Here is a 26,740-nt window from a genome sequence, read left to right as displayed (position 1 = left end):
GGCACTCGGTTCATGACGGGGCGATCAGCGGGCATCCTGGGCTTTCCACCAGGCGCAGAACTCATCAAGAGCGGTCCACAGGCTGACCTGTGGATCGTAATCCAGATAATGCCGGGCCCGGCTGATGTCCAGGGTGAAATTCTTGTTCATGACCTGCATGCCCAGGCGCGACAACGTCGGTTCGGGACGGCCCGGCCATAACGTGCAAAAACCTTCATTCAGGGCGGCGACGCTGTAGGCCAGCCCGTAGGAACGATAACGCCGGACCTGTGGGACTTCCATCTGTCGCATCACATAATTGACCACATCCCACAACGGCACCGGCGTGCCGTTGCTGATGTTGTAAGCCTTGCCAAGGGCCGATTCGCCGGCCAAAAGACTGCTGAGCAGCGCTTCGTTGAGATTCTGCACGCTGGTGAAATCCACCTTGTTCAACCCGTTGCCGACAATGGCCAAGCGGCCCTTGCGTTGCATTTTCAACAGCCGGGGAAAAATGCTCATGTCGCCGGCGCCGGTGACAAAGCGCGGGCGCAGAGCCAGTACTTCGAGACCGAACTCCTGGGCCCCGAAGACTTTCTGTTCAGCCAGGTATTTGGTGGCAGCGTAGGGATGTTTGAAGCGTTTGGGCACTTGTTCTTCGGTCAGGTCCAGATGGTCCCGGCCATCGAAGTAAATAGACGGCGATGACAGATGAACCAGGCGCCGGACCTTCTGCTTGAGGCAGGCCTCGACAATGTTTTCCGTGACCTGGACGTTGCCCTGGTGAAAATCCTGATAGCGACCCCAAAGCCCCACGGAACCGGCGCAATGCACGACGCTGTCAACATCAAGGCACAGGTCGCGAGCCAGCAACGGGTCACTCAGATCCCCCTGAATGAACTGCGCCCCGCGACGCACCAGGTGCTCAACGCTCTCGGCCCGGCGACCGTTGACCCGTACATCCAGGCCCTGCTCCAGAGCGAAACGCGCAAAGCGCCCGCCAATGAAGCCACTTGCGCCGGTAACCAGAATTTTCATGAAGACTCCTAAAATCAGATTCGAGCTTCAAGCTACAAGCTTCAAGCCAATCGCTTTTCAACTTACCGCTTGGAGCTTGCTGCTTGCCGCCTTGATCAATCGTTCAGTCAACAAACCCAGTAACTGCCCACCATTGCGCCAATGATGCCAGTACAACGGCACATCAATCGGTTTATCTGCCAGCAATTCCACCAACTCGCCCCGCTCCAGTTGCTCACGCATTTGCAACTCCGGCACCAGTCCCCAGCCAAGCCCCGCTTCGGCGAGCCGAATGAAACCTTCGGACGACGGGCAGAGATGATGTTCGAAACCGCCTTCGACCCCCAGGGAAGCAAGGTAGCGATGCTGCAGGAAATCATCCGGGCCGAACACCAGCGCCGGCGTGCGCGCCAGTTGATCGGCGCGCACCCCATCGGGGAAATGCCTGGCGATGAACGCCGGGCTGGCCAACGCCCGGTAGCGCATGGCCCCCAACAACACACTACGGGCACCAGCCACCGGACGTTCACTGGCGCAGACGCACGCCGCCACCTCACCGGCACGCATGCGTTTGAGGCCGACGGTCTGGTCTTCCACCACCAAATCGAGCAACAGATGATGTTCGGCGCAGAAATCTCCAACGGCCACCGCCCACCAAGTGGCCAGGCTGTCGGCATTCAAGGCGATCCGCAGGCGCTCAGGCAGCCCCTCCTCATCCAGCGCTGGCACCAGGCTTTGCAGGTCGCGCTCCAACAGCCGCACCTGCTGCACATGGTTGAGCAAGCGGCGACCGATTTCGGTCGGTGCCGGCGGCGTGACGCGCACCAGCACCGGCTGGCCGACCCGCGCCTCCAGCAGTTTGATCCGCTGGGAAATCGCCGACTGCGACAAACCCAGCACTTGGGCGGCACGCTCGAATCCGGCCTGTTCGACAACCGCCGCCAGAGCGGAAAGCAATTTGTAATCGAACATCAGTTTTCCTAATGAGCAATCAGCAATATTGGTTTTTCTTATACCGCTTTGCACCAGAGAATGACACCCGCATTCATACCTACTCGGGGAGTAATTTATGTGGCAAAGCTACATGAACGGACTATTGGTGGCCCTCGGGCTGATCATGGCCATCGGCGCTCAGAACGCCTTCGTGCTGGCGCAAAGCCTGCGCCGCGAACATCACTTGCCGGTCGCCGCCCTGTGTGTAACTTGCGATGCGTTGCTGGTGGCCGCCGGGGTGTTCGGGCTGGCGACACTGCTGGCCCAAAGCCCGTTGCTGCTTTCAATAGCCCGCTGGGGCGGCGCCGGGTTCCTGCTCTGGTATGGCAGCCTGGCGTTGCGTCGGGCCTGTTCGAAACAAAGCCTGCAACAAGATGAAAAACAGGTAGTGCGCTCGTTACGGGCGGTGCTGCTCAGTGCGTTGGCGGTGACCCTGCTCAACCCCCACGTCTATCTCGACACCGTGTTGCTGATCGGTTCCCTCGGGGCCCAGCAAAGCGTGCCTGGCGCCTATGTCGTGGGAGCGGCCAGTGCCTCGTTGCTGTGGTTCTTCACACTGGCAATCGGTGCGGCATGGCTGGCACCGTGGCTGGCCCGGCCGAGTACCTGGCGGATACTGGACGTGCTGGTGGCAACGATGATGTTCAGCGTGGCCATACAGTTGATCGTCTCTGGCTGATTATTCCAAACCGCTCTGGAACCTCTATCCCACACAGTTGTTGCGTGGTTATGCCGTTCCCCCGGTGCTATGATCCGACTCCTGCGCCGCAATGAGTACAAACTCCCCGGCGCTAGTCTGGCCGCCCGTGATCGGCCTTGCGCTCACCGCAACTGACCTGATTAGGAGAATCACCATGGCTTTCGAATTGCCGCCGCTGCCTTATCCACACGATGCACTGCAGCCGCACATCTCCAAAGAGACTCTGGAATTCCACCACGACAAGCACCACAACACCTACGTCGTGAACCTGAACAACCTGGTACCTGGCACCGAGTTCGAAGGCAAGACCCTGGAAGAAATCGTCAAGACTTCCTCGGGCGGTATCTTCAACAACGCCGCTCAGGTCTGGAACCACACCTTCTACTGGAACTGCCTGGCGCCAAACGCCGGTGGTCAACCTACCGGCGCGCTGGCCGACGCCATCAACAGTGCGTTCGGCTCGTTCGACAAGTTCAAGGAAGAATTCACCAAGACTTCCGTCGGCACCTTCGGTTCCGGTTGGGGCTGGCTGGTGAAAAAGGCTGACGGTTCCCTGGCCCTGGCCAGCACCATCGGCGCCGGCAACCCGCTGACCAGCGGCGACACCCCGCTGCTGACCTGCGACGTTTGGGAACACGCCTACTACATCGACTACCGCAACCTTCGTCCGAAATACGTCGAAGCGTTCTGGAACCTGGTCAACTGGAAGTTCGTGGCCGAGCAGTTCGAAGGCAAGACCTTCACCGCTTGATCCGTAATGCCAGACAAAAGAACCCGGCGCTTTGCCGGGTTTTTTTTAGCTGGCACAAAGCCCCGGGATCTTGTCCGGCCCCCCTACCTCGTGTCTGAAATCCAACAAAAATCAAACCCAGGCCTCAAGTTGGGGGCCCTTCCATCCGACACAATGGTCGTAGAGCAATAACTCTGGAAACACCGTATAACGGCCAGGTTTCAGGCGAAGACCCTTGTGTTTGATTGTCCCTTTGACTGACATCACAGGATTGCCAATACTCATGGCAACTTGACGCTACTCGCACGGAACAAGGAACCCCCTCTTTGAAGCTGGAACTCAAGAACAGCTTGTCTGTGAAGTTGCTCCGGGTCGTGCTCCTTTCGGCATTGATCGTCGGCGTGGTATTGAGCTGCGCCCAGATCGTTTTCGATGCCTACAAAACCGACCATGCCGTCGCCAGCGATGCCCAACGAATTCTTGATATGTTCCGGGACCCTTCGACCCAGGCCGTCTATAGCCTTGACCGGGAGATGGGCATGCAAGTGATCGAGGGGCTGTTTCAGGACCAAGCGGTGCGCATGGCTTCTATCGGTCACCCTCAAGAGACCATGCTTGCCGAAAAAACCCGGCCTTTGCAGCACTCTGGAAGTCGCTGGCTGACCGACCTGATCCTTGGCAAGGAACGCACATTCACCACGCAACTGGTGGGTCGCGGGCCTTACAGTGAATATTACGGTGACCTGAGCATCACTCTCGACACCGCCACCTACGGCCAGAGTTTCATCGTCAACTCCGTAATCATTTTTATATCGGGCATGTTGCGAGCCCTGGCGATGGGCCTGGTGTTGTACCTGGTCTATCACTGGCTGCTGACCAAACCACTGTCGCGGATCATCGAACACCTGACCGAAATCAACCCCGACCGGCCGAGTGAACACAAGATCCCGCAGCTACGCGGCCACGAACAAAATGAGTTGGGGCTCTGGATCAACACCGCCAACCAATTGCTCGCCTCCATCGAGCGCAATACACACCTGCGCCACGAGGCGGAAAACAGCCTGCTGCGCATGGCCCAGTATGACTTCCTCACCGGCCTGCCCAATCGTCAACAGCTTCAACAGCAACTGGACAAGATCCTGGTGGATGCCGGGCGCTTGCAACGCCGGGTGGCCGTACTGTGTGTGGGGCTGGATGACTTCAAGGGCATCAACGAACAGTTCAGCTATCAAACCGGTGACCAGTTGCTGCTGGCCCTGGCAGATAGGCTGCGAGCCCACAGCGGACGCCTTGGCGCGCTGGCGCGACTGGGGGGCGACCAGTTCGCCCTGGTCCAGGCCGATATCGAACAACCTTACGAAGCCGCCGAGTTGGCCCAGAGCATCCTCGATGACCTGGAGGCGCCGTTCATCCTCGATGATCAGCAAATCCGCCTACGGGCGACCATTGGCATCACCCTCTTTCCCGAGGACGGGGACAGCACCGAGAAGCTATTGCAGAAAGCCGAGCAGACCATGACCCTGGCCAAGGCCCGCTCGCGCAATCGCTACCAGTTCTACATCGCCAGCGTCGACAGTGAAATGCGCCGCCGGCGCGAACTGGAAAAAGACCTGCGCGAGGCTCTGCTCCTCGAGCAGTTCAGCCTGGTGTACCAGCCGCAGGTCAGCTATCGCGACCTGCGAGTGGTGGGTACCGAGGCGCTGATTCGCTGGCATCACCCCGAACACGGCCTCGTGCCGCCGGACCTGTTCATTCCCTTGGCCGAACAGAACGGCACCATTATCGCCATCGGTGAATGGGTCCTGGATCAGGCTTGCAAACAGTTGCGCGAATGGCATGACCAGGGCTTCGTTGACCTGCGCATGGCGGTCAACCTGTCCACCGTACAATTGCACCATGCCGAACTGCCGCGGGTGGTGAACAACTTGCTGCAGATGTACCGCCTGCCGCCGCGCAGCCTGGAGCTGGAGGTCACGGAAACCGGCCTGATGGAAGACATCACGACAGCCGCCCAGCATTTGCTCAGCCTGCGCCGCTCCGGCGCGCTGATTGCCATCGATGACTTCGGGACCGGTTATTCGTCCCTGAGTTATCTCAAGAGCCTGCCGCTGGACAAGATCAAGATCGACAAGAGCTTCGTCCAGGACCTGCTCGATGACGAGGATGACGCGACCATCGTCCGGGCCATCATCCAGTTGGGCAAGAGCCTGGGGATGCAGGTAATCGCCGAGGGGGTGGAGACGGTCGAGCAGGAAGCCTACATCATCTCCGAGGGCTGCCATGAAGGTCAGGGGTACTACTACAGCAAACCGCTGCCGGCACGGGAGTTGGGCATCTATCTCAAGCAGGCGCAGCGCAGCAAAGTCTCCATCATCTAATTCTTTCTCCCTGGGTGGTCATGCTTCTGCAGGCGCTGGCGAAGCCTGCGCTCTTTGGTTTGTTCACTTGAGCTTCAAGTGTCTGGGGGAAGATCGCAGCCTCGCTTAGCTCGGCGGCGCCTACGGAAGGCTGCCCGCGCCGCATCACAAATAAGAAATATTTACAGCTACAACCCTTTACACATAATGCAAATCTTTCGCATTATGTCGCAGCTTTGCGCACCTCGCGCCTGTCCCATCCATCACCGAAGCAGGATGTTCGCCATGATTCGTATGCCTCTGGCTACCGCCAGTTTGCTGGCCATCGCTATTTCCCTCGCCGGTTGCGGCGAAGGCAAAGACAAGGCCGCCGCGCCGCAAGCGCCCACGCCTGCAGCCAGCACCGCCGCCCCAGCCGCAGCCGGCAAAATCGACGAAGCCGCTGCCAAGGCCGTTGTCGCGCACTACGCCGACATCGTCCATGCGGTCTACAGCGATGCCGAATCCACCGCGAAAACCCTGCAAACCGCGATCGATGCGTTCCTGGCCAAACCGAACGACGAGACCCTCAACGCCGCCAAGGCCGCCTGGGTCGCTGCGCGCGTCCCTTACCTGCAAAGCGAAGTGTTCCGCTTCGGCAACACCATCATCGACGACTGGGAAGGCCAATTGAACGCCTGGCCGCTGGATGAAGGCCTGATCGACTACGTCGACACCTCCTACGCGCACGCATTGGGTAACCCGGGCGCCACCGCCAATATCATCGCCAATACCGAGGTCCAGGTAGGCGAAGACAAGGTCGACGTGAAAGACATCACCCCGGAGAAACTCGCCAGCCTGAACGAGCTGGGCGGTTCCGAGGCCAACGTCGCCACCGGCTACCACGCCATCGAATTTTTGCTGTGGGGCCAAGACCTCAACGGCACCGGCCCTGGTGCCGGCAAGCGTCCGGCCTCCGATTACCTGGAAGGTGCCGGGGCTACTGGCGGTCACAACGACCGTCGTCGCGCCTACCTCAAGGCCGTGACCCAACTGCTGGTCAGCGATCTGGAAGAAATGGTCGGCAACTGGAAGCCAAACGTGGCTGACAACTACCGCGCCACCCTGGAAGCCGAGCCTGCCGAAACCGGCCTGCGCAAGATGCTGTTCGGCATGGGCAGCCTGTCCCTGGGTGAACTGGCGGGCGAACGCATGAAGGTGTCCCTGGAAGCCAACTCGCCAGAAGACGAGCAGGACTGCTTCAGCGACAACACCCACAACTCGCACTTCTACGACGCCAAAGGCGTACGCAACGTTTACCTGGGCGAATACACCCGCGTCGACGGCACCAAGATGACCGGCGCCAGCCTGTCGTCCCTGGTGGCCAAGGCTGACCCGGCCGCTGACAACGCCCTCAAGGCCGACCTGGCCGACACCGAAGCCAAGATCCAGGTCATGGTCGATCACGCCAACAAGGGTGAGCACTACGACCAACTGATCGCTGCGGGCAACACCGCTGGCAACCAGGTCGTGCGCGACGCCATTGCCGCACTGGTCAAGCAAACCGGCGCGATCGAACAGGCCGCGGGCAAACTGGGCATCAGCGACCTGAACCCGGACAGCGCTGATCACGAGTTCTGATCAAGGCTGGTTGACTGACGGGTTATGCCCGTCAGCCAAGCCATAAAACCCTGTGGGAGCGAGCCTGCTCGCGATAGCGATGTTTCAGCCAACAGCAATGTGACTGACATGACGCTATCGCGAGCAGGCTCGCTCCCACAGTGGTTTCAGCTGTTCATAAATACGATGCACACCACAACGCCCGCTCCCACAGGATTTCATCGCTTGTGGTGATCACCGCAACCCCGCAAGCCGCCCCTCGATAAACCGCCTCTCCGGCAATTGCTGAGTCAATTCAAGCGCGCGTCGATATGCCGCCCTCGCCTCCTCCACGCGTCCCAACTGCCGGCAGAGTTCTGCCCGCGCCGAGTGGGCCAGGTGATAATCGAGCAACTCGCCCCGGTCCAGAATCGCGTCGATCCGCTGCAAGCCCGCTTGCGGTCCATCGCGTTTGGCCAGGGCCGCGGCGCGGTTGAGTTCGATCACCGGTGAAGGCACCGCACGCAGCAACACGTCATAGAGGCCGACGATCTGCGGCCAGTCGGTCTCCTGCGCCGTGGGGGCTTCGGCATGCACTGCCGCAATCGCAGCTTGCAGGCAATAAGGCCCGAACCTTCGGGTATTGAGCGCGGCTTCCACCAGGGCGCAGCCTTCGGCGATCATGTCGGCGTCCCACAAGGACCGGTCCTGCTCATCCAGCAGGATCAGTTCACCGCCGGGAGAAGTTCGTGCTCGCCGCCGCGACTCGTGCAGCAGCATCAACGCCAACAGCCCCATGACCTCGGCTTCAGGCAACAGCTCCATCAACAGGCGGGCCAGGCGGATGGCTTCGCGGGTCAAATCTTCACGCGTCACCTCAGCCCCCATCGAGGCCGAATAGCCTTCGTTGAATACCAGGTAGATCACTCGCAACACACTGTCCAGCCGCTCGGGCAGTTCCGAGCGGGACGGCACCTGATAGGGGATCTTCGCATCGCGAATTTTTGCCTTGGCCCGCACGATGCGCTGGGCGATGGCCGCCGGGGCGGCGAGAAAAGCCCGGGCGATCTCTTCGGTGGTCAGGTCGCACACTTCCCGCAACGTCAGCGGCACCTGGGCATCAGCGGCCAGGGCCGGGTGGCAACAGGTGAAGATCAGCCGCAGGCGATCGTCTTCCACGTCCTCATCACTCCAGTCGCTCTGCTCCAGTTCTTCGAGCTGGGCAATCAGCATCGGCCGGCTCGCCGCGAAGCGAGCGCGCCGGCGCAAACTGTCGATGGCCTTGAAGCGCCCGGCCGATACCAGCCAGGCCCGAGGATTGTCCGGCACACCGTCGCGCTGCCAGCGCTCGACCGCGATGAAGAAGGCCTCGTGCAAGGCCTCTTCAGCAAGGTCGAAATCCCCCAGCAGGCGAATCAGCGTCGCCAGGATGCGCCGCGAGTCTTGCCGATAAACCTGCTCGACCCGTGCACTGACTTCTTCGGCCGACATCAGTCGGGCATGCCCTGGGTCACCAGCGCTTCGAGCCGATCCAGGCTCTGGCCCCAGCCGTCATGAAAGCCCATGGCTTCGTGGGCCTGGCGGTCTTCTTCGTTCCAGTGCAGGGCGCGGGCGGTGTAAAGGGTTTTATCGCCCATCTCCTCAAGCAACACTTCGCCGGTCATGAAGGCTTTGCCGGAGGGGATCCAGCCGGGCACAAACGCATCGGTGAAGACCAGCCGCTGCGGGGCGACGATTTCCAGGAACACGCCCATGGTCGGATACTCACTGCCGTCCGGGGCACGCATCAGGGTGCGAAACTGACCACCGACCCACAGCTCCATTTCGCACTCCGGCGTAGTCATGCCGTGGGGTCCCCACCATTGGACAAGCAGCGCCGGCTCGGTCCAGGCGCGGAAAATCTTCTGGCGCGAGGCGTCGATCACTCGGCTGATGGATAACTCGAACGCGGCAGGTTTGAGGTTCATGAATGAAATCCTGTTTGTGATTGTTGTTCAGGGACTCAGTTGGCGTACCGGTCGGACCTCGACGCAGCCGACCCGGGCCGCCGGAATGTTGCCGGCGACCTGGAGGGCTTCGTTCAGGTCTTTGGCGTCGATCAGGTAGAAGCCCGCCAGTTGCTCCTTGGTCTCGGCAAACGGACCGTCCGTGATCGACAACTTGCCGCCGCGCATGCGCACCGTGGTAGCGGTCTGCACCGACTCCAGGGCCTCGGCGGCAATCATACGACCGCTGCCCTGGACCGACTCGGCGTAGGCCATGCATTCAGCGTCCTGCGGGCTGTCGGGTGAGTTGTGCAGCGCATGCTCGTTGCTATAGACCAGGCATAAGTACTTCATGGAAAGCTCCGTGATCGAACTGATCAACTATGGACCGCAGAAAAGCGCTCAGCGAAAAAACCGACGATCAGGGCTGCAGGTCGAACATCACCGTACCGGCCATCGGATCAAACGGCGCGGACCAGTGTTCGTGGACAATCTTCCATTGCCCGGCCACCCGTTGATAGCAGGCGGTCGTGCGCATCCAGCAAGCCTGCTCTTCACCTTTGTCGTTGGTGCCGCCGCAATAGGCCAGCCAGTGAGCGAAGGCGATCGTGTCAGCTGCGGTAATCTCGATCTGATGGAAGTCGAACTTGTGCGGTCCAGGGCACATCTCCATGCACGCCTGCCAATGGGCCCGGTAAGCGACTTTGCCCTTGAATTGCAGGGCCTGGATGGCATCGAACGAAACGATGTTGTCGTCATAGAGCGCCATGACTTTTTCAACATTTTTTTCCATGACAGCCTGGCGATAAGTCTCGATCAAGGCCTTGATTTCGGTTTCGGTGGCTTGGGTATTCATGGTGATTCTCCGCAGGTTTTTGTTGAAGACACCCTTTGTCGTTTAGAGAAACTGCGAATCGACAACCCAAACAAAAATAATTCAAAGAAAAAAATTCGCTAGAATCCCAGGCCCATTCTGTCGGCAAACAACGGATGCTTTTGTGACCGCTCAGCTCGTACCCTACGAAGACCTCACCGAGCTGCAGCGCACGCAGGTCGAAGCCATCGAAATCCACCCCGAACAGATCAAGTTCGCCGGCGATATCCACGGCGCACTGCACACGCTGTTGTCCAGGCCCGGCCCTGGCGTCAAAGGGTTTGCGTTGCTGGCTGGCGAGGTGCCCGTGGCGTTCCTGTTACTCAAGCGCCCGCCAGTACTGCCCGCCTGGGCCAACGAACACAGCGCCACCCTGCACGCCCTGCAAGTCGATTATCGGGCCCAGGGCAAGGGTTACGGCAAGGCCTGCCTGCTAGCGCTTCCTGCCGTGGCTCGGGCGGCATGGCCGCAAATCAGAGGACTGGAGCTTTCGGTCGACGCCGATAATGTCTCGGCCATCGGCCTGTATACCCGGCTGGGCTGGGTCGACAGTGGCGAAGCGTACAAGGGCCGCATCGGTTATGAGCGGCGGATGGGGCTGGTGTTTTGACCAGGACATAACCTGTCTGTGAGCGCGAGCCTGCTCGCGATTGTGGTGGGCCAGCTTGCATTGATGTTGGATATGGCACCGCTATCGCGAGCAGGCTCGCTCCCACCGGTTTGCATTGCCGAAAGAATGGCAATCAGCTCGGTTTGAGAGGAATCCAGATCTCCAGAGAGCCTTCGCCGGTCCTGGGGTTGAAGTCTTCGCTGTAGCGTTCGAACTCCGGGGCCTCGGCAGCTGTGTGGCCGGATCGCGGCAGCCACTCTTTCCAGATGTAGTGGAACGTCTGCGGCAGGGCTTTCAACGGACCTTTGTGTTCGAACACTGCGTAGTGCGCAGGCTGTATTTCGATCCAGCGCAACTGTTCAGGCAAATCATCGAGCCGGCTGACTTCCACGCCGGCAATGTATTCAAACCCACCCTTTCCGTCCGGATTGCAACACACGCCATAGGTGACCTCATCTTTCTGCCCTGGCACTTTACCGAGCCAGGGCAAAAACTTTTCCCAGAGCAGCGGGATATCCTCGGCGGTGTCCGGGGTAAAACAGCCACCAAAACCGGCGATTATCTGAAAACGTCCGTGTTCGAAGCGTGGTTCGGCTGCGTTATCGGGTTCGTGCTTTTCCATGCGTCAACACTCCAGAAACGTGAGGTCGGGTGTTGCAGTATAGAAGCCTGATGAAGATTGCCAGGCCCGTTTCGCTTATCCGAGTCCAGGCACAACGGCCGGCGCCACTTTCCCGATAAACTCGTTGTAGCCAGAAACAATCACGTACACCGCGAAATAGCAGAAGATGGCGGCCGATGCCCAATAGCAATAGCGCAACAGTTTATCCCCCAGCAGCCTGCCGCCCTGGGTTGCTGCCAGGCACAGGCCTGCACACCAGAGAAGTCCGGCACAGAGAAATCCACTCAGGAACAGCGCCGAGCTGAGGATCGTTCCGCCGCCCGAGCGAGCGATCAATGTGCCGCCCACCGCCGCGAACCAGAGAATGGCACTGGGCGACGACATCGCCAGGAAAATCCCGCGAAAAAACTCCTGCCCGGATGAATGACTCCGCACCTCGCCAGCCTCGGCCAACGCCGTATGGTGGTAGATCGCCGAATGAATCATCTTCGCTGCGAAATACAGCAGCACCACCGAGCCGCCGATCCACAGCACCCAGCGCACCGTTTCGTATTGCAGCAGCACCGTCATGCCGGCCAAGGCCAGGACCGCGTAGACCAGGTCCCCCACACATGTGCCCAGGCCCAGGGCGAAACCCTGGAAATAGCCACGTTGCATGGCCAGGGTAATCATCGCGATATTGGCCACGCCAATGTCCAGGCACAAAGAAAGGCTCAGCAGGAAACCGCTGGAAAATTCCATCATTCAGTCCATTCGTTTTTTGAACAGGGCGAGTCGTGCAGTGCGCAGGTGTTACTGAAAGTCCCCTGAGCGGATCGACAGTGTCGTCGAAAATAGTTGCGCGCCGCTACTGGACAATTGGCCATCAGCCCCTTTATCTTGCGCCGCAGGCCACCGCAGTGGCCAACGTCGCTCGGACGGTTCCGGGCGCTCACGTATCTCGAGGCAATAATGGCCAACCAAGGTTCGCCGCGCCGCTTTGCGCGCATCGATCGACTCCCCCCGTATGTATTCAATATCACTGCCGAGCTGAAGATGGCTGCGCGTCGGCGCGGCGAAGACATCATTGACTTGAGCATGGGTAACCCCGACGGCGCCACACCGCCACATATCGTGGAAAAGCTGGTCACAGTCGCCCAGCGTGAAGACACCCACGGTTACTCCACCTCCAAAGGCATACCGCGCCTGCGCCGCGCCATTTCGCGCTGGTACAAGGACCGCTACGAGGTGGACATCGACCCGGAAACCGAAGCCATCGTCACCATCGGTTCCAAAGAAGGCCTGGCGCATCTGATGCTGGCGACCCTGGACCAGGGCGACACCGTGCTGGTGCCCAATCCCAGCTATCCGATCCACATCTACGGCGCAGTGATCGCCGGCGCCCAGGTGCGTTCGGTGCCACTGGTGCCGGGGGTGGATTTCTTCGACGAGCTGGAGCGCGCCATTCGCGGCTCGATTCCCAAGCCGAAAATGATGATCCTGGGCTTTCCGTCCAACCCTACCGCGCAATGCGTGGAGCTGGATTTCTTCGAACGGGTCATCGCCTTGGCCAAACAGTACGACGTGCTGGTGATCCACGACCTGGCCTACGCCGATATCGTCTACGACGGCTGGAAAGCCCCGTCGATCATGCAGGTGCCGGGTGCAAAAGACATTGCCGTGGAATTCTTCACCCTGTCCAAAAGCTACAACATGGCCGGCTGGCGTATCGGCTTCATGGTGGGCAACCCGGAACTGGTCAACGCCCTGGCGCGGATCAAGAGCTACCACGACTACGGCACCTTCACACCGCTGCAAGTGGCGGCCATCGCCGCGCTCGAAGGCGACCAGCAGTGCGTGCGGGATATCGCCGAACAGTACCGCCAGCGCCGCAATGTGCTGGTCAAGGGCCTGCATGAACTGGGCTGGATGGTGGAAAACCCCAAGGCGTCGATGTACGTCTGGGCCAAGATCCCCGAGGCTTATGCACACTTGGGTTCGCTGGAGTTTGCCAAGAAACTGTTGGCCGAAGCCAAGGTCTGCGTCTCGCCGGGGGTGGGGTTCGGTGAATATGGCGATGATCACGTGCGCTTTGCACTGATCGAAAACCAGGACCGGATTCGCCAGGCCGTTCGCGGCATTCGCGGGATGTTCCGGGCGGATGGGTTGGTCAGCAAACCGAACGCCTGATACCAAAATCAATGTGGGAGTTTGCTCCCACTCTGGATCTTCAGATCACCAGAAGCCAATGTGGGAGCGAGCCTGCTCGCGATAGCGGCATGTCGTTGCTGACGGTCAGTGCGCTATCGCGAGCAGGCTCGCTCCCACAATGGGTGATGCGTCGTCGCTTAGATCACCAGCGACAGCAACAGGATGAAGATCAGCGCTACCACGGACAGGATGGTTTCCATCGCGGTCCAGGTCTTGAAGGTTTCGGCCACGGTCATGTTGAAGTACTGCTTGACCAGCCAGAAGCCGGCATCGTTGACGTGAGACAGGATCAGCGAACCGGCACCGGTCGCCAGGACCAGCAGCTCACGGTTCACGCCCGGAATCATCCCGACCACCGGTACCACGATCCCGGCACCCGTAATGGTTGCCACGGTCGCCGAGCCTGTGGCGATGCGAATCACCGCCGCCACCAGCCAGGCCAACAGGATCGGTGAAATCTGCGCACTCACCGCCATGTGACCGATCACATCACCCACACCGCTGGTGACCAGCATCTGCTTGAAGCCACCGCCTGCACCGATGATCAGAATGATCGCCGCAGTCGGTGCCAGACTCGCGTCCAGCCACTTGAGTATCTGGCTCGAACCGATGCCCTGCTTGTAGCCGAAGGTGTACAGCGACAGCAGTAATGCCAACAGAAGTGCAGAAATCGGATGCCCGATCAGGTCCATGAACGTGCGGAAGAAATTGCCTTCAGGCAACACCACATCGGCAAAGGTCTTGAGCAGCATCAGGAACACCGGCGAGAGCACGGTGATCAGCGTGATGTTGAAGCTCGGCAGATCGGCAGAATCGGTCTCACGTGCCAGTTGGTCCACCAGCTCCTGATTCGGATGGCCGGGGATATGCTTGGCAATGAATGTACCGAAAATCGGCCCGGCAATAATGGCCGTCGGCAGCGCCACGATCAGGCCATAGAGAATGGTTTTACCGATGTCGGCACCGAATACGCCAATCGCCAGCAGCGGGCCCGGGTGCGGTGGCACCAGGCCGTGGACCGCGGAAAGACCGGCCAGCAGCGGGATACCGATCTTGATAATCGAGACACCGGTGCGACGCGCCACGATGAACACCAGCGGGATCAGCAGCACGAAACCGATTTCGAAGAACAGCGGAATGCCCACCAGGAAGGCGGCGAACATCATGGCCCACTGCACTTTATCCTTGCCGAAGGCGCGGATCAGGGTTTGGGCGATCTGATCGGCCCCGCCCGATTCGGCCATCATTTTACCGAGCATCGTACCCAACGCCAGAATGATGCCGACAAAGCCCAGCACGCCACCGAAGCCGTCCTGGAACGCCTTGATGATGGTGCCGATCGGCATGCCCGAGGTCAGGCCCAGAAAAGCGGCCGCGATGGTCAGTGCAATGAACGGGTGGAGTTTGAACTTGGTGATAAGGACGATAAGTCCGATCACCGTAACCACTGCATCAAGCAGCAGAAACGTCTCGTGGGACATGCCGAACATGGGAGGTGTCTCCTGATTTGTTGTTGTTATTGAAGCGGTTATTTGTAAGCCGTCGGGACAGCGCTATCTTTCTGACGCAAATTTTTTGCAACTCAACTGGCCAGCTTCAAACCGTGATCCACCCACCAGACATAAGCCTGATGAGCCAGTTCATCGACGCTGTGGCTGGATGCATCCAGAGCCAGGGTCAGGGGCTCGCCAACAGGGGATTGAAGGGTGGCAAACTGGCTGTCGATCAGGGTCGACGGCATGAAATGCCCCGGACGATGGGACACGCGGTCGGCGGCCACTTCAGGGGTCAACTCAAGAAATACGAAGCCCAGGCCCGGCAAGGCACTGCGCAGACGCTCGCGATAACTGTGCTTGAGGGCCGAACAGGTCAGCACCGGACGCTCGCCCATCGCATCGACACGGCGCAACTCATCACACAGGCTGTCAAGCCAGCCGGCACGGTCGTCGTCGTTCAAGGGGATACCGGCGCTCATCTTCTGGATGTTGGCCGCAGGGTGGAAAGTGTCGCCTTCAATGGCGGTGGCGCCGCTCAACTGGCACAGGGCCTGGCTGACGCAAGTCTTGCCGCAACCGGCAACGCCCATGATGACCAGGGCGGTGATGGGATTATTCATGTAACACCTCAGCGCGCAGACAGCGCTACCTTTGCAAGTTGTGACACCAGAGCAAAAGCAGAAGTTGCCGACGCCTTCTTGTCATTTTTGTGGTTGCAGCATGTTCGTTCACAACGCTAACGGTCAGGGCTCAGGCAAACCCCGCTCACGCATTTGCAGCCGCGTCGAGACAGCGCTACCTTAGTGCCTTGATTTTTGTTTGGCAAGCCGCCCTGATGACCGTCACTAAAAACGATAAGAATACCCGCACCACCGGTCGCCCCACGCTCAACGAAGTCGCACGCCTGGCCGGTGTCAGTCCTATCACCGCCTCCCGTGCCCTGCGCGGCGTCAGCACCGTTGCCGAAAGCCTGGTGGAAAAAGTCCGCCAGGCCGCCCGCGACCTGAACTACGTGGTCAACCCCGCCGCCCGCGCCCTGGCTTCGGCCCAGAGCCATTCGGTGGTGGTGCTGGTGCCGTCGTTGTCCAACCTGTTGTTCATCGACACCCTGGAAGCCATTCATCGTGTGCTCAGGCCCAAGGGCTTCGAAGTGGTGATCGGCAACTATCACTATTCCCGGGACGAAGAAGAAGACCTGCTGCGCAACTACATGGCCTATCAGCCACGCGGTCTGTTGCTGACCGGCTTCGACCGTACCGAGAGCGCCCGGCGCATGATCGAGGCCAGCAACATTCCCTGCGTGTACATGATGGAACTGGACCCCGGTGCGGGCCTTAACTGCGTCGGTTTTTCGCAACTCAAAGCCGGCGAGACGGCGGCCGAGCACTTGATCTCCCGGGGTCGCAAGCGCCTGGCCTATGTCGGCGCGCAACTGGACCAGCGCACGTTGCTGCGTGGCGAAGGTTTTCGCCGTGCTCTGCAGAAAGCCGGCCTGTACGACCCGGATCTGGAACTGCTGACCCCACGGCCATCCTCGGTGGGCCTGGGCGGCGAACTGTTCCTGCAGTTACTCGCCAGCCATCCGGACGTCGATGCAATCTTCTTCGGCAACGACGACCTGGCCCACGGCGCGCTGTTCGAAGCCCTGCGCTGTGGCATCAAGATTCCCGAACAGGTTGCAGTCCTGGGCTTCAACGATTTGCCCGCCTCGGCCCACATGGTGCCGCGCCTGAGCAGCATCAGCACGCCACGGGAAGCCATCGGCCAGCGCGCCGCCGAACAGATACTCACGTTGATGGCCGGCAACCGCATCGCTCAGCCGGTGGTGGACATGGGATTTGAACTCAAGGTTCGCGAAAGTACCTGAGCCCGACGGTCATGAGCGGTCGATTCATGCCGTCCGATGGCAAGGATTGGCCGCCATGATCGCCGGCAGATGCTACACAGGCCTTTGGATCCAGGGCTCGCGACGGCGGCATGGGATTTGCTCCTGCACATGGCTCAGCCATAACCGCAGGTATCCATCATGTTGGTCAGTGCACAACAGCAAACGATGATTTTGCTGCCCAAGCGTCCGGGCGAGGATCCCACCGCAGAAGCCGCCAGCGGCCTGCAAAGCGCCGCGCTGCAGGCATTGCGCGATAACGTCCAGGCTCAGGCCAGCCAGGGCAGCACGCAGGTGCAGGCTTCGATCGCGCGACAAGCCACACAGCAGGTCAATGCCGCCACCGCCATCAGCGACAAGGTTGATGAAGCGTTTGCCAAGACCCGGGTTCAGTTGCAGACCGTTGCTTCATCAGCCTCCGATGAGGCCAAGACACAGGGCAGCTCTGCTCTGGACGCATTCAAGGACTACATGAGCAAGACGCCTGAAGAGCGTCTGCGCGACAGCATTCTTGAAGAGATGGGCATCACCCAGGAGGAGTTCGAGGCGATGCCGCCCGAGAAGCAATTGGCGGTCAGTCAGGAGATTGCCCAGCGCATGCAGGACAAGACGGCGATGGCGCAGGTCGAGAAGGACCAGGAAAGTCGCACTTCCGGCAAAGACCCGGCTACGGACATGTTCCTCGCCTCGCTTTGATAGGCTGCGGGGGTCAGCGGGCCGATGGCCGGGATGCATCCCTGGCCTATCGCCCGCTGGCGTCGATTCAATGACCGAACAGATTCACCTTCTTGGCCTTTTTGTCGGCGCGCTTTTCATCGGCGGTCTTCGCCGGTTTTTTCTTTGCCGCTTTTTTTGAATCCATGCCTTTGGCCATGATACGTACTCCACTCATACGGGATGTGAAGTCAGGTATACACCTATCGCCGCCGACATGTTCTTTTATAATCACCCTCCCCTTCACCGCCCCTGACTTTGCCATGTCCCAGACCCACTACACGCGGCTCGATGAACCCTTGTGGCCGCTGATGAACAAGTTTTATCGCGCCCACCAATCTTCAATGAAAGCGGTGCGTGAAGCGCAGTTGTGGGTGGCGCGGCAGGATGAAATCATCGCGGCCCTGTGCTTGCGAGCGGTATCGGGTGGGCATTGGCTGACGGGGTTGTTTGTCGACCCGACGTATCGCATGCAGGGGATCGCGGCGCGCTTGATCGACGAAGCGGTGAAAGGCGTGGAAGGACCGGTCTGGTTGTTCTGCCATCCTGATTTGCGCGGCTTTTATGAGCGGCAGGGGTTCAGCTTCGACCCCGTGCTGCCTTATGCGATGGCCGAGCGCCTGAGTCGTTATGCACGCAGCAAGCCGATGATTGCGATGGGGATGGAACCTAAAACACTCTCCTGAAGCGCATCACAATCCAATGTGGGAGCGAGCCTGCTCGCAATAGCGGCGTGTCAGTCAACAGCTTCATAGCTGACTCACCGCTATCGCGAGCAGGCTCGCTCCCACAGAGGGTTTGCGTAGGCTAGTCGTCCGCCGCAGGGTCCAGGTCCGGAAACATGACCTCGGTAAAGCCGAACTTACTGAAATCGGTGATGCGCGAGGGGTACAGCCGCCCGATCAGGTGGTCGCACTCATGCTGCACTACCCGCGCATGAAAGCCCGAGGCCGTGCGCACAATGGCTTCGCCTTTGGGGTCAAAGCCTTCGTAGCGAATGTGCTGATAGCGATCGACCGCACCGCGCAGGCCCGGCACCGACAAGCAGCCCTCGAACCCCTCCTCCATCAGTGGGCCCAACGGCGTAATCAGCGGGTTGATCAGGATCGTCTGGGGCACCGCCTCGGCGTCCGGGTAACGCTCGCTGTGCTCGAAGCCAAAGATCACCAGTTGCAGGTCGACACCGATCTGCGGCGCGGCCAGGCCGACGCCGCCCACACTTTCCATGGTCTGGAACATGTCGTCGATCAACTGCCACAACTCTGGGCTGTCGAACATTTCCGGCGGCACCGGCGGGGCAATACGCAGTAGGCGTTCGTCGCCCATTTTCAGGATTTCACGAATCATGGTCAGGTTTCGTCAGTGTGGGGGTGAGGAATGGAATGGTCACGGCCCAGGCCCGACACATGCTGTTTTTCGTGCTCGCCCGGGCTCTTTTCACCACGGTCCTTGCCCTCGGCGGACATGTGCTCGATCACCGCGTTCATCTCGGCACCGAGCAACAGCACCGCCGAAGAAATGTAGAAGTACAGCAACAGCACAATAATCGCGCCGATACTGCCATACATGGCGTTGTAGTTGGCGAAGGTCTTGACGTAAAACGCAAAGCCCAGGGACGCGATGATCCACACCACCACCGCCAGCACCGACCCCGGCGTAATAAAGCGAAACTCCTGTTTGACGTCGGGCATCACGTAATAGATCAACGCCACGGCCACCATCAGCAAAAACACGATCACCGGCCAGCGCACGATGGTCCAGAGTGTGACGATGAACTCCTCCAGCCCGACCTGGGCCGCGATCCAGCCCATCACCTGCGGCCCGAGCACCATCAGCGCCGCGGCGGCCAACAACATGCCGGCGATGCCGATGGTGTAGAAAATCGACAGCGGAAAGCGCTTCCAGATCGGACGGCCCTCTACCACATCGTAGGCGGCGTTCATCGCGCTCATCATCAATCGGACACCGGCCGAGGCAGTCCACAACGCAATGACGATACCCACTGACAACAACCCCCCCTTGGATTGCTGAAGCTGGTCGATCACCGGGTTGACCTGCTCCAGGGCCTGGGGCGGCAACACCAGTTCCGATTGCAGGCGCAGCCAGGAGAAGAAGTCCGGCAAATGCAGGAAACCGATCAGTGCGATCAGGAACAGAATGAAGGGGAACAGCGAAAACAGCATCTGGTAGGCCAATGCCGAGGCGTAGGTCGACATCTCGTCGTCGAGAAACTCGGTCACGGTACGCATCATCACACGATGCAAGGGTAAGCCTTTCAAGGCCGGGAACATCATGTGCGTCTCCTTTCGCCGCAAAAAAGGAAGGTCGCCTGGCGACTCTCGGGGTTGCTATCCAAGACAAAAGTAACCTGTTTGGCGACTTTGGAACAATTTCCCCGGTGCAAGTTCGAGCAGACATGACAACGGCCACCCGCGGATGGCCGTTCCAATCGGTTATTCAGCAGGCCGGTTATGCCTCGTCAACGCCTTTCTTGACTGCGTCCTTGGCCTTGCCCACGTTTTGCTGAACCTCACCTTTTTTCTCCTGGACCACGCCCTCAGCGCGCATGCGGTCATTGTCGGTGGCCTTGCCGACGCCTTGCTTGATGTTGCCGACGGCTTCGTTGGCAACGCCCTTCACTTTATCGCTCGTGCTACCCATGATGTCTCTCCTGTGAACAACTGTACGAAAAGTCATTACATAAGGGTTGACCGAGGCCGTTTGCGGGGAGTTTCATTTTTTCAGCAGCGCATTTCATCGTCAGATGCAGGTTGCGCTTTATGTTTGCCGATCCACCCCCGAGAATGCCCCACGTATTCAGGCTGCGACCTGAAGCTCCAATCTCGTAGGAACGTTATGAAACTCGATAAAAAGCAGGCCATCGCCCGCAGAAACCAGGAACTGGGCGGCGCCGTACTGGGCGTCAATAACTGCCACTTCAGCGAATTGAACCGCAACCGCAACATCTTCTGGTTCGATATCCCGGTGGCACGCCTGGCCATCGGTCAGTACGAATGGATTCACCTGCTGTTGCACACGCCGGCCACCGATGAGCTGCTGCACCTGAAGGTGCCGACCGTGTTCCTGCGCGAAAAAATGGAAGGCCTGGAAGTACGCAACCAGGGCAAGCGCAAGGCGGCCCTGAGCCTGGAGCTGAGCGCCGACAAGGATTCGTACCTGCAGGACATGCGCCCGGGTGGCACTAACCTGGATTTTGCGCAGTTTCGGTTGTAACGCTCTACACAGGTGGGTGGCGCAGAGGCGCTATTGTGGCGAGGGAGCTTGCTCCCGCTGGACGCGTAGCGGCCCCTTGCAGTGGATCAGTTGGATCGGAGGGGCTGCTGCGCAGCCCAGCGGGAGCAAGCTCCCTCGCCACAACAGCTGCCACGCCCCAGAATTGCCGCGTAATAAAAAGCCCCGCACTGGCGGGGCTTTTTATTGGCAGCGGTTTTACTTCTTCAGACCCAACTTCTTCAGTTCTTCATCACGCAACTCGCGTCGCAGGATCTTGCCCACGTTGGTGGTCGGCAGCGCGTCGCGGAATTCCACCGCCTTGGGCACTTTGTAGCCCGTGACGTTGGCGCGCATGTGTTCCATCACCTGCTCTTTGGTCAGCGTGACACCCGGGCGGGGCACAATGAAAATCTTGATTGCCTCGCCGGATTTTTCGTCCGGTACACCGATGGCCGCGCACTGCAGGACGCCCGGCAGGGTCGCCAGCACGTCTTCCAGCTCGTTGGGGTATACGTTGAAACCGGAGATCAGGATCATGTCTTTCTTGCGATCGACGATGCGCATGTAGCCGTCCGGCTGGATCAGCGCGATATCGCCGGTCTTGAGCCAGCCTTCGCTGTCGAGGATCTCGTCGGTGGCGTCCTGGCGCTGCCAGTAGCCCTTCATGACCTGTGGACCTTTCACACACAGTTCACCGATTTCGCCCAATGGCAGTTCTTCGCCGGCGTCATTGATAATCTTGCACAGCGTCGACGGCACCGGAATGCCGATGGTGCCAATCTGGATTTTCTGGATCGGGTTGACCGTGGCGACCGGACTGGTTTCGGTCATGCCGTAACCTTCGCAGATCGGGCAGCCGGTAACCTCTTTCCAGCGCTCGGCCGCCGCCAGTTGCAGGGCCATGCCACCGGACAACGTCACCTTCATTGCCGAGAAATCCAGGTTGCGGAAGGCTTCGTTGTTGCACAGGGCCACGAACAACGTGTTGAGGCCGACAAAACCGCTGAACTTCCACTTCGACAGTTCCTTGACCATCGCCGGGAGGTCGCGCGGGTTGCTGATCAGGATATTGTGGTTGCCGATCAGCATCATCGCCATGCAATGGAAGGTGAAGGCGTAGATGTGATACAGCGGCAGCGGCGTGATCAGGACCTCGCAACCTTCGTTGAGGTTGGACCCCATCAGCGCCTTGCACTGCAACATGTTCGCCACCAGGTTGCGATGGGTCAGCATCGCGCCCTTGGCCACGCCAGTGGTGCCGCCGGTGTACTGCAACACGGCCACGTCGTCACTGGTGGGGTTGGCTTCGGTCACTGGCTGGCCGTGGCCCTTGCTCAGCACATCGTTGAACTTGATGGCCTTGGGCAAGTGATAAGCGGGGACCATCTTCTTGACGTACTTGATCACGCTGTTGATCAGCAGACGCTTGAGTGGCGGCAGCAAATCGGCAACTTCGGTGACGATCACATGCTTGACGCCCGTCTTGGGCACCACAGCCTCGGCCAGGTGCGCCATGTTCGCCAGGCACACCAGCGCCTTGGCACCGGAGTCATTGAACTGGTGTTCCATTTCCCGCGCGGTGTACAGCGGGTTGGTGTTGACCACGATCAGGCCGGCGCGAATCGCACCGAACACGGCAACCGGGTACTGGAGAACGTTGGGCAGTTGCACGGCGATTCGATCGCCAGGCTGCAAGTCGGTATGCTGTTGCAGATACGCAGCAAAGGCACCGGACAATTCATACAGTTCCCCGTAGGTAATTGTCTTGCCCAGGTTGCTGAATGCCGGCTTGTCGGCGAAGCGTTGGCAGGACTGCTTCAACACCGCCTGAATATTCGGATACTCGTCTGGATTGATGTCGGCAGCAATCCCAGCTGGGTACTTATCCTTCCAAAAGTCTTCGATCATGGAAGCCCACTCCTCAGCAACGCGAATTCTCACCGCATTTGATGCGATTATTATTGGTGTGTGTTTATTGGTGAATCTGGCCTAATTCAACGCCGAGAAGTCACAAAAGCGCGCCGAGAGTAGCAGCTTTGCCAAGGGTCGCCTAGAGCCAAAAATGGCCCCTACAGTCATAAATCTGACTCAAGAATATGTAGTGGTCATTTTTAGAGTAAAAATACTAAGCGCTGGTTAATCACTGCGAATACATAAAAACCGTGGGAGCGAGCCTGCTCGCGATGGCGGCGCCTCAGTCAACATCTCTGTCACTGATACACCGCCATCGCGAGCAGGCTCGCTCCCACAGGGTTTATTCCAAAGGATGGCCGGCCTCAGGCGATATCCCGCAACTCCCGCCGCAATATCTTGCCCACTGGCGTCATCGGCAACGACTCTCGCAGCACGATGTGCTTGGGTATCTTGTAGCCGGTGAAGTTCTCCTTGCAGTAAGCCTTGAGCTCTTCAAGGCTGACGCCCGTCTCGCGTGGCACCACGAACAGTTTCACCGCCTCCCCCGAACGTTCGTCCGGCACACCGATCACCGCGCAGTTGGCAACTTTCGGATGGGCCATTACCACGTCTTCGATTTCGTTGGGGTATACGTTGAAACCCGAGACGATGATCATGTCTTTCTTGCGATCGACGATGCGCACGAAACCGTCCGGGTCGATCACCGCGATGTCACCGGATTTGAACCAGCCTTCGCTGTCCAGCACCTCGGCGGTGGCTTCGGGTTTGTTCCAGTAGCCTTTCATGATTTGCGGGCCCTTGATGCACAACTCACCGCGCTCGCCCAGTGGCTGTTCGGCGCCGTCGTCGCTGACCACTTTCATGAGCGTGCCCGGCACCGGCAGCCCCACCGTGCCCAGCCGGGACTTGGTGCCATAAGGGTTGGTGCAGGCCACCGGCGAGGTTTCGGTCAGGCCATAGCCTTCGGTGATCCGGCAGCCGGTGAGCTGTTCCCAACGCTCGGCGGTGGCCTTGACCAGCGCAGTACCACCGGAGTTGGTGAGCTTGAGGCTGGAGAAATCCAGGGTCTTGAAATCCGGATGATCCATCAGCGCCACGAACAGCGTGTTGAGCCCCAGCAGCGCCGAAAAACGCCAGTTCTTCAGCTCCTTGATAAAGCCACCGATGTCCCGCGGGTTGGTGATCAACACGTTGTGGTTGCCGGTGACCATCATGCACATGCAATTCGCCGTGAAGGCATAGATGTGGTACAGCGGCAGCGGCGCGATCATCACCTCCTGGCCTTCGCGCAGCAACGGTTGGCCGTCGTCGCCGAACTGGCCCAGGCATGCCCGGGCCTGCTGCATGTTCGCTACCAGGTTGCCATGGGTCAGCATCGCTCCCTTGGCAAGGCCGGTGGTGCCGCCGGTGTATTGCAGCACCGCGATGTCCTCGAGGCTGACTTTCAGCGGTTTGATGCCATGGCCCCGCCCCAGGCGCAACGTGCTCTTGAAGGAAACGGCCTGGGGCAGCGAATAGTCAGGGACCATCTTCTTGACCTTGCTCACCAGCGTATTGACCAGCCAGCCCTTGGCAGTTGGCATCAGGTCGCCCATCTTCGCCTCGATGAGATACTGCAGATCGGTGTCGGGCAGCACCTCCTGGACTTTCTGTCCGAACAGGTTCATGTACACCAGTGCCCGGGCGCCGGAGTCCTTGAACTGGTGGCGCATTTCCCGCGGGGTATACAACGGGTTGGTGTTGACCACGATCAGCCCGGCGCGCAAGGCACCGAACACGGCGATGGGGTATTGCAGGACATTGGGCATCTGCACCGCGATACGATCGCCAGGCGCCAGGTCGGTATGGGCTTGCAGGTAACCGGCGAAGGCAGCGCTGTAGCGCTCGAGTTCGGCATAGGTCAGGGTAACCCCCATGTTGCTGAACGCCGGACGGTCGGCGAATTTCTTGCAGGAACGCTCGAACACCTCGATCACCGATTTGTAGGCCCCCACGTCAATGTCCAGGGGCACGCCGGCCGGGCGTTTGTCATTCCAGAAATCAGGCTGCATTGTTTTTATCCTCTTTACCTGAACGTGTCCGGGCCGCTTCTGTGGCTCTTGCACAGGCGGTGCTCTTGGGACACTAGCAGCTATGGCCAATCAGGCAAATATGGCAACCTGCTTCATAGATTGTGTGAATCTACCTGCCACGACGTAACGTAACGTGACTTGATCAGGCGAGACGCAACGGATGCGCTATACAATGCAGCGACGCTGTGTTTGCCCTTGTGTATGCCCGTGAGTAAAGGAATGACCATGATCCACCAAACGTTCATGCTCACCGCCACCGACCACACCCGCCTGTTCGTCAATCAGTGGCTGCCTGAAACCGCCCCTGAAGCGGTGATCATGCTGGCCCACGGCATGGCCGAACACAGCGGCCGCTACGCGCGTCTGGCCCGGGCGCTGTGCGATGCAGGCTACGGTGTCTACGCGCCGGACCTGCGCGGCCATGGCAAAACCGGCGAAGCAGCGACGCTCGGCCATTTTGCCGACGAGGATGGCTGGGCCAAGGTGGTCGGCGACCTGGCCAGCCTCAATCAACACATCGGCCAGCAGCACCCCGATGTTCCCATCGTGTTGCTGGGTCACAGCATGGGCAGCTACATCGCCCAGGGTTACCTGTTGCATCACAGTGCCAGTCTGCACGGGGCGATTCTCAGCGGTTCGAATTTCCAGCCCGTGGCGCTCTATCGTGCCGCGCGCCTGATCGCCTGTTTCGAGCGCAAGCGCCAGGGTCCCAAGGGCCGCAGCGCCCTGATCGAGTGGCTGTCCTTCGGCAGTTTCAATAAGAAATTCAAACCCACGCGTACCCCCTTCGACTGGCTCAGCCGCGACCCGGCCGAGGTCGACAAGTACCGCCTCGACCCGCTGTGCGGCTTTCGTTGCACCAATCAGTTGTGGGTCGACCTGCTCGGCGGGTTGCAGCAGATCAGCAAAGCGTCCAATCTCGCCCAGATCGATCCGGGCCTGCCCCTGCTGGTGATCGGCGGTGAATGTGATCCGGTGAGTGAAGGCAAACGTCTCAAGGATCTGGCCGACGCCCTGCGCGGCGCCGGCGGCCAGCACTTACAATTGACGATTTACCCGCAAGCCCGGCACGAACTGTTCAATGAAACCAACCGCGATGAAGTGACGGCCGACGTGCTGGCCTGGATTGCCCAGGCCCTGAGTCACAAGCGACCGCCACGCAGCGAATAGGTTTGCAGCGTTTTCCTTTACTCGTCACAGGATTTGATAGATGACCCAGGTTACCAACATCCCCTACGAAGCCCTCGAAGTCGGCCAGACCGCCAGCTACAGCAAGACCGTCGAAGAGCGCGACATCCAGCTGTTCGCCGCCATGTCGGGCGATCACAACCCGGTGCACCTGGATGCCGAATTCGCTGCGGCGAGCATGTTCAAGGAGCGCATCGCCCATGGCATGTTCAGCGGTGCACTGATCAGCGCGGCGGTGGCCTGCGAGCTGCCTGGGCCGGGCACCATCTATATCGGCCAGCAGATGAGCTTCCAGAAGCCGGTGAAGATTGGCGACACCCTGACCGTGCGCTTGGAAATCCTGGAGAAACTGCCGAAATTTCGCGTACGCATTGCCACTCGCGTGTTCAATCAGCGCGACGAGCTGGTGGTGGACGGCGAAGCGGAAATCCTCGCGCCACGCAAGCAGCAGACCGTGACCTTGCCGACGCTGCCGGCGATTACTGTCGGCTGATTACCACTATCTAAAGTGAATGACCTGTGGCGAGGGGATTTATCCCCGCTGAGCTGCGAAGCAGCCCCCTGCACTCGGGCAGACACACCTCAGAGGTCTTGAGATATTG

The 26,740-nt window shown here is 59.7% G+C and carries 27 protein-coding genes; 12 read left to right on the top strand and 15 right to left on the bottom strand.

Annotation, left to right across the window (positions count from 1 at the left end):
• Positions 1 to 24: 24 nt before the first annotated feature.
• On the bottom strand, positions 25 to 1,017 hold the full coding sequence (locus QOM08_RS06575; protein ID WP_047228323.1) for an NAD-dependent epimerase/dehydratase family protein: 993 nt from the start codon (positions 1,015 to 1,017) through the stop codon (positions 25 to 27).
• A 57-nt stretch (positions 1,018 to 1,074) separates the two neighbouring features.
• The gene (locus tag QOM08_RS06570) at positions 1,075 to 1,968 is read right to left on the bottom strand and encodes a LysR family transcriptional regulator ArgP (protein ID WP_047228324.1); all 894 of its coding nucleotides are present in this window, start codon (positions 1,966 to 1,968) and stop codon (positions 1,075 to 1,077) included.
• 97 nt (positions 1,969 to 2,065) lie between these two features.
• Between QOM08_RS06570 and QOM08_RS06565 the strand changes: the two genes are divergently transcribed.
• From QOM08_RS06565 to QOM08_RS06550, 4 genes are all read left to right on the top strand, one after another.
• Positions 2,066 to 2,668 (top strand): LysE/ArgO family amino acid transporter, encoded by a 603-nt coding sequence (locus QOM08_RS06565; RefSeq protein WP_047228325.1) that lies wholly within the window; start codon positions 2,066 to 2,068, stop codon positions 2,666 to 2,668.
• A 175-nt stretch (positions 2,669 to 2,843) separates the two neighbouring features.
• Positions 2,844 to 3,440 carry a superoxide dismutase gene (locus tag QOM08_RS06560; protein ID WP_047228326.1) on the top strand — a complete coding sequence of 199 codons (597 nt, stop codon included), beginning with the start codon at positions 2,844 to 2,846 and terminating at the stop codon, positions 3,438 to 3,440.
• A 305-nt stretch (positions 3,441 to 3,745) separates the two neighbouring features.
• Complete coding sequence (locus tag QOM08_RS06555; RefSeq protein WP_047228327.1) at positions 3,746 to 5,797, top strand: putative bifunctional diguanylate cyclase/phosphodiesterase; 2,052 nt, start codon at positions 3,746 to 3,748, stop codon at positions 5,795 to 5,797.
• Between the two features lie 264 nt (positions 5,798 to 6,061).
• Entirely contained in the window at positions 6,062 to 7,396 is a 1,335-nt protein-coding gene (locus tag QOM08_RS06550) for an imelysin family protein (protein ID WP_047228328.1), read from the top strand.
• Between the two features lie 213 nt (positions 7,397 to 7,609).
• Here the strand turns inward: QOM08_RS06550 and QOM08_RS06545 are convergent, their stop codons facing one another.
• The 4 genes from QOM08_RS06545 to QOM08_RS06530 all read right to left on the bottom strand — a co-directional run bounded on the left by QOM08_RS06545 (position 7,610) and on the right by QOM08_RS06530 (position 10,195).
• Complete coding sequence (locus tag QOM08_RS06545) at positions 7,610 to 8,845, bottom strand: RNA polymerase sigma factor (protein WP_188252326.1); 1,236 nt, start codon at positions 8,843 to 8,845, stop codon at positions 7,610 to 7,612.
• Positions 8,845 to 9,321: an SRPBCC family protein gene (locus QOM08_RS06540; RefSeq protein WP_047228330.1), complete on the bottom strand. Its 477-nt coding sequence runs from the start codon at positions 9,319 to 9,321 to the stop codon at positions 8,845 to 8,847. The genes QOM08_RS06545 and QOM08_RS06540 overlap by 1 nt, the downstream gene beginning before the upstream one ends.
• 27 nt (positions 9,322 to 9,348) lie before the next feature.
• Positions 9,349 to 9,693 carry a YciI family protein gene (locus tag QOM08_RS06535; RefSeq protein ID WP_173407298.1) on the bottom strand — a complete coding sequence of 115 codons (345 nt, stop codon included), beginning with the start codon at positions 9,691 to 9,693 and terminating at the stop codon, positions 9,349 to 9,351.
• Between the two features lie 67 nt (positions 9,694 to 9,760).
• Complete coding sequence (locus QOM08_RS06530; protein WP_047228332.1) at positions 9,761 to 10,195, bottom strand: YybH family protein; 435 nt, start codon at positions 10,193 to 10,195, stop codon at positions 9,761 to 9,763.
• A 142-nt stretch (positions 10,196 to 10,337) separates the two neighbouring features.
• Between QOM08_RS06530 and QOM08_RS06525 the strand changes: the two genes are divergently transcribed.
• On the top strand, positions 10,338 to 10,823 hold the full coding sequence (locus QOM08_RS06525; protein ID WP_139050966.1) for a GNAT family N-acetyltransferase: 486 nt from the start codon (positions 10,338 to 10,340) through the stop codon (positions 10,821 to 10,823).
• Positions 10,824 to 10,956: 133 nt separating this feature from the next.
• Here QOM08_RS06525 and QOM08_RS06520 read toward each other — a convergent pair whose 3' ends face one another.
• Both QOM08_RS06520 and QOM08_RS06515 read right to left on the bottom strand, forming a co-directional pair.
• A complete protein-coding gene (locus QOM08_RS06520) occupies positions 10,957 to 11,445 on the bottom strand; it encodes a GyrI-like domain-containing protein (RefSeq protein WP_047228334.1) in 489 nt (162 codons plus the stop codon).
• A gap of 75 nt (positions 11,446 to 11,520) precedes the next feature.
• Positions 11,521 to 12,186 carry a LysE family translocator gene (locus QOM08_RS06515; RefSeq protein WP_188252324.1) on the bottom strand — a complete coding sequence of 222 codons (666 nt, stop codon included), beginning with the start codon at positions 12,184 to 12,186 and terminating at the stop codon, positions 11,521 to 11,523.
• A 210-nt stretch (positions 12,187 to 12,396) separates the two neighbouring features.
• On the opposite strand from QOM08_RS06515, the gene alaC reads away from it, so the two are divergent.
• On the top strand, positions 12,397 to 13,614 hold the full coding sequence (gene alaC / locus QOM08_RS06510; RefSeq protein ID WP_076386034.1) for an alanine transaminase: 1,218 nt from the start codon (positions 12,397 to 12,399) through the stop codon (positions 13,612 to 13,614).
• 158 nt (positions 13,615 to 13,772) lie between these two features.
• Here the strand turns inward: alaC and QOM08_RS06505 are convergent, their stop codons facing one another.
• Positions 13,773 to 15,125, bottom strand: a complete 1,353-nt coding sequence (locus QOM08_RS06505) for a GntP family permease (protein WP_047228337.1) — start codon at positions 15,123 to 15,125, stop codon at positions 13,773 to 13,775.
• A gap of 92 nt (positions 15,126 to 15,217) precedes the next feature.
• A complete protein-coding gene (locus QOM08_RS06500) occupies positions 15,218 to 15,751 on the bottom strand; it encodes a gluconokinase (protein ID WP_076386036.1) in 534 nt (177 codons plus the stop codon).
• Positions 15,752 to 15,966: 215 nt separating this feature from the next.
• Here QOM08_RS06500 and QOM08_RS06495 point away from each other — a divergent pair, with 215 nt between their 5' ends.
• The 3 genes from QOM08_RS06495 to QOM08_RS06485 all read left to right on the top strand — a co-directional run bounded on the left by QOM08_RS06495 (position 15,967) and on the right by QOM08_RS06485 (position 18,416).
• A complete protein-coding gene (locus QOM08_RS06495; protein WP_139050967.1) occupies positions 15,967 to 16,998 on the top strand; it encodes a LacI family DNA-binding transcriptional regulator in 1,032 nt (343 codons plus the stop codon).
• A 159-nt stretch (positions 16,999 to 17,157) separates the two neighbouring features.
• The gene (locus QOM08_RS06490) at positions 17,158 to 17,712 is read left to right on the top strand and encodes a hypothetical protein (protein ID WP_076386038.1); all 555 of its coding nucleotides are present in this window, start codon (positions 17,158 to 17,160) and stop codon (positions 17,710 to 17,712) included.
• Between the two features lie 281 nt (positions 17,713 to 17,993).
• Positions 17,994 to 18,416: a GNAT family N-acetyltransferase gene (locus QOM08_RS06485; RefSeq protein ID WP_139050969.1), complete on the top strand. Its 423-nt coding sequence runs from the start codon at positions 17,994 to 17,996 to the stop codon at positions 18,414 to 18,416.
• Between the two features lie 121 nt (positions 18,417 to 18,537).
• Here the strand turns inward: QOM08_RS06485 and def are convergent, their stop codons facing one another.
• The 3 genes from def to QOM08_RS06470 all read right to left on the bottom strand — a co-directional run bounded on the left by def (position 18,538) and on the right by QOM08_RS06470 (position 20,391).
• The gene (def, locus tag QOM08_RS06480; protein ID WP_047228342.1) at positions 18,538 to 19,077 is read right to left on the bottom strand and encodes a peptide deformylase; all 540 of its coding nucleotides are present in this window, start codon (positions 19,075 to 19,077) and stop codon (positions 18,538 to 18,540) included.
• A gap of 2 nt (positions 19,078 to 19,079) precedes the next feature.
• On the bottom strand, positions 19,080 to 20,024 hold the full coding sequence (locus QOM08_RS06475; RefSeq protein WP_047228343.1) for a YihY/virulence factor BrkB family protein: 945 nt from the start codon (positions 20,022 to 20,024) through the stop codon (positions 19,080 to 19,082).
• 175 nt (positions 20,025 to 20,199) lie between these two features.
• Positions 20,200 to 20,391 carry a CsbD family protein gene (locus QOM08_RS06470; protein WP_047228344.1) on the bottom strand — a complete coding sequence of 64 codons (192 nt, stop codon included), beginning with the start codon at positions 20,389 to 20,391 and terminating at the stop codon, positions 20,200 to 20,202.
• A gap of 195 nt (positions 20,392 to 20,586) precedes the next feature.
• On the opposite strand from QOM08_RS06470, the gene QOM08_RS06465 reads away from it, so the two are divergent.
• On the top strand, positions 20,587 to 20,964 hold the full coding sequence (locus QOM08_RS06465) for a hypothetical protein (protein ID WP_030139341.1): 378 nt from the start codon (positions 20,587 to 20,589) through the stop codon (positions 20,962 to 20,964).
• Positions 20,965 to 21,180: 216 nt separating this feature from the next.
• On the opposite strand, the gene fadD1 is transcribed toward QOM08_RS06465, so the two are convergent.
• Together fadD1 and fadD2 are read right to left on the bottom strand one after the other, a co-directional pair.
• The gene (gene fadD1, locus QOM08_RS06460) at positions 21,181 to 22,872 is read right to left on the bottom strand and encodes a long-chain-fatty-acid--CoA ligase FadD1 (RefSeq protein ID WP_076386040.1); all 1,692 of its coding nucleotides are present in this window, start codon (positions 22,870 to 22,872) and stop codon (positions 21,181 to 21,183) included.
• A 368-nt stretch (positions 22,873 to 23,240) separates the two neighbouring features.
• A complete protein-coding gene (gene fadD2 / locus QOM08_RS06455; RefSeq protein WP_047228346.1) occupies positions 23,241 to 24,929 on the bottom strand; it encodes a long-chain-fatty-acid--CoA ligase FadD2 in 1,689 nt (562 codons plus the stop codon).
• Between the two features lie 246 nt (positions 24,930 to 25,175).
• Here fadD2 and QOM08_RS06450 point away from each other — a divergent pair, with 246 nt between their 5' ends.
• Both QOM08_RS06450 and QOM08_RS06445 read left to right on the top strand, forming a co-directional pair.
• On the top strand, positions 25,176 to 26,120 hold the full coding sequence (locus QOM08_RS06450; RefSeq protein WP_316912720.1) for an alpha/beta hydrolase: 945 nt from the start codon (positions 25,176 to 25,178) through the stop codon (positions 26,118 to 26,120).
• A gap of 40 nt (positions 26,121 to 26,160) precedes the next feature.
• Positions 26,161 to 26,631, top strand: coding sequence for a MaoC family dehydratase (locus tag QOM08_RS06445; protein ID WP_003184579.1), 471 nt, complete (start codon positions 26,161 to 26,163; stop codon positions 26,629 to 26,631).
• Positions 26,632 to 26,740: the final 109 nt, after the last annotated feature.

Origin of the sequence: Pseudomonas sp. P105 (assembly GCF_032614175.1) — a bacterium.
Classification (GTDB): domain Bacteria; phylum Pseudomonadota; class Gammaproteobacteria; order Pseudomonadales; family Pseudomonadaceae; genus Aquipseudomonas; species Aquipseudomonas rhizophila.
The sequence above is the reverse complement of the archived record's forward strand: the minus strand, read 5'-3'. Positions and strand labels throughout refer to the sequence as shown.

Coding starts and splice junctions, on each gene's coding strand:
- QOM08_RS06560 (WP_047228326.1), top strand. CDS start 2,844: ATGGCTTTCGAATTGCCGCCGCTGCCTTATCCACACGATGCACTGCAG.
- QOM08_RS06565 (WP_047228325.1), top strand. CDS start 2,066: ATGTGGCAAAGCTACATGAACGGACTATTGGTGGCCCTCGGGCTGATC.
- QOM08_RS06475 (WP_047228343.1), bottom strand. CDS start 20,024: ATGATGTTCCCGGCCTTGAAAGGCTTACCCTTGCATCGTGTGATGATG.
- QOM08_RS06495 (WP_139050967.1), top strand. CDS start 15,967: ATGACCGTCACTAAAAACGATAAGAATACCCGCACCACCGGTCGCCCC.
- QOM08_RS06490 (WP_076386038.1), top strand. CDS start 17,158: ATGTTGGTCAGTGCACAACAGCAAACGATGATTTTGCTGCCCAAGCGT.
- alaC (WP_076386034.1), top strand. CDS start 12,397: ATGGCCAACCAAGGTTCGCCGCGCCGCTTTGCGCGCATCGATCGACTC.
- QOM08_RS06505 (WP_047228337.1), bottom strand. CDS start 15,125: ATGTTCGGCATGTCCCACGAGACGTTTCTGCTGCTTGATGCAGTGGTT.
- QOM08_RS06465 (WP_030139341.1), top strand. CDS start 20,587: ATGAAACTCGATAAAAAGCAGGCCATCGCCCGCAGAAACCAGGAACTG.
- QOM08_RS06500 (WP_076386036.1), bottom strand. CDS start 15,751: ATGAATAATCCCATCACCGCCCTGGTCATCATGGGCGTTGCCGGTTGC.
- def (WP_047228342.1), bottom strand. CDS start 19,077: ATGATTCGTGAAATCCTGAAAATGGGCGACGAACGCCTACTGCGTATT.
- fadD2 (WP_047228346.1), bottom strand. CDS start 24,929: ATGCAGCCTGATTTCTGGAATGACAAACGCCCGGCCGGCGTGCCCCTG.
- QOM08_RS06545 (WP_188252326.1), bottom strand. CDS start 8,845: ATGTCGGCCGAAGAAGTCAGTGCACGGGTCGAGCAGGTTTATCGGCAA.
- QOM08_RS06515 (WP_188252324.1), bottom strand. CDS start 12,186: ATGGAATTTTCCAGCGGTTTCCTGCTGAGCCTTTCTTTGTGCCTGGAC.
- QOM08_RS06550 (WP_047228328.1), top strand. CDS start 6,062: ATGATTCGTATGCCTCTGGCTACCGCCAGTTTGCTGGCCATCGCTATT.
- QOM08_RS06470 (WP_047228344.1), bottom strand. CDS start 20,391: ATGGGTAGCACGAGCGATAAAGTGAAGGGCGTTGCCAACGAAGCCGTC.
- QOM08_RS06520 (WP_047228334.1), bottom strand. CDS start 11,445: ATGGAAAAGCACGAACCCGATAACGCAGCCGAACCACGCTTCGAACAC.
- QOM08_RS06570 (WP_047228324.1), bottom strand. CDS start 1,968: ATGTTCGATTACAAATTGCTTTCCGCTCTGGCGGCGGTTGTCGAACAG.
- QOM08_RS06575 (WP_047228323.1), bottom strand. CDS start 1,017: ATGAAAATTCTGGTTACCGGCGCAAGTGGCTTCATTGGCGGGCGCTTT.
- QOM08_RS06445 (WP_003184579.1), top strand. CDS start 26,161: ATGACCCAGGTTACCAACATCCCCTACGAAGCCCTCGAAGTCGGCCAG.
- QOM08_RS06485 (WP_139050969.1), top strand. CDS start 17,994: ATGTCCCAGACCCACTACACGCGGCTCGATGAACCCTTGTGGCCGCTG.
- QOM08_RS06540 (WP_047228330.1), bottom strand. CDS start 9,321: ATGAACCTCAAACCTGCCGCGTTCGAGTTATCCATCAGCCGAGTGATC.
- QOM08_RS06450 (WP_316912720.1), top strand. CDS start 25,176: ATGATCCACCAAACGTTCATGCTCACCGCCACCGACCACACCCGCCTG.
- QOM08_RS06535 (WP_173407298.1), bottom strand. CDS start 9,693: ATGAAGTACTTATGCCTGGTCTATAGCAACGAGCATGCGCTGCACAAC.
- fadD1 (WP_076386040.1), bottom strand. CDS start 22,872: ATGATCGAAGACTTTTGGAAGGATAAGTACCCAGCTGGGATTGCTGCC.
- QOM08_RS06530 (WP_047228332.1), bottom strand. CDS start 10,195: ATGAATACCCAAGCCACCGAAACCGAAATCAAGGCCTTGATCGAGACT.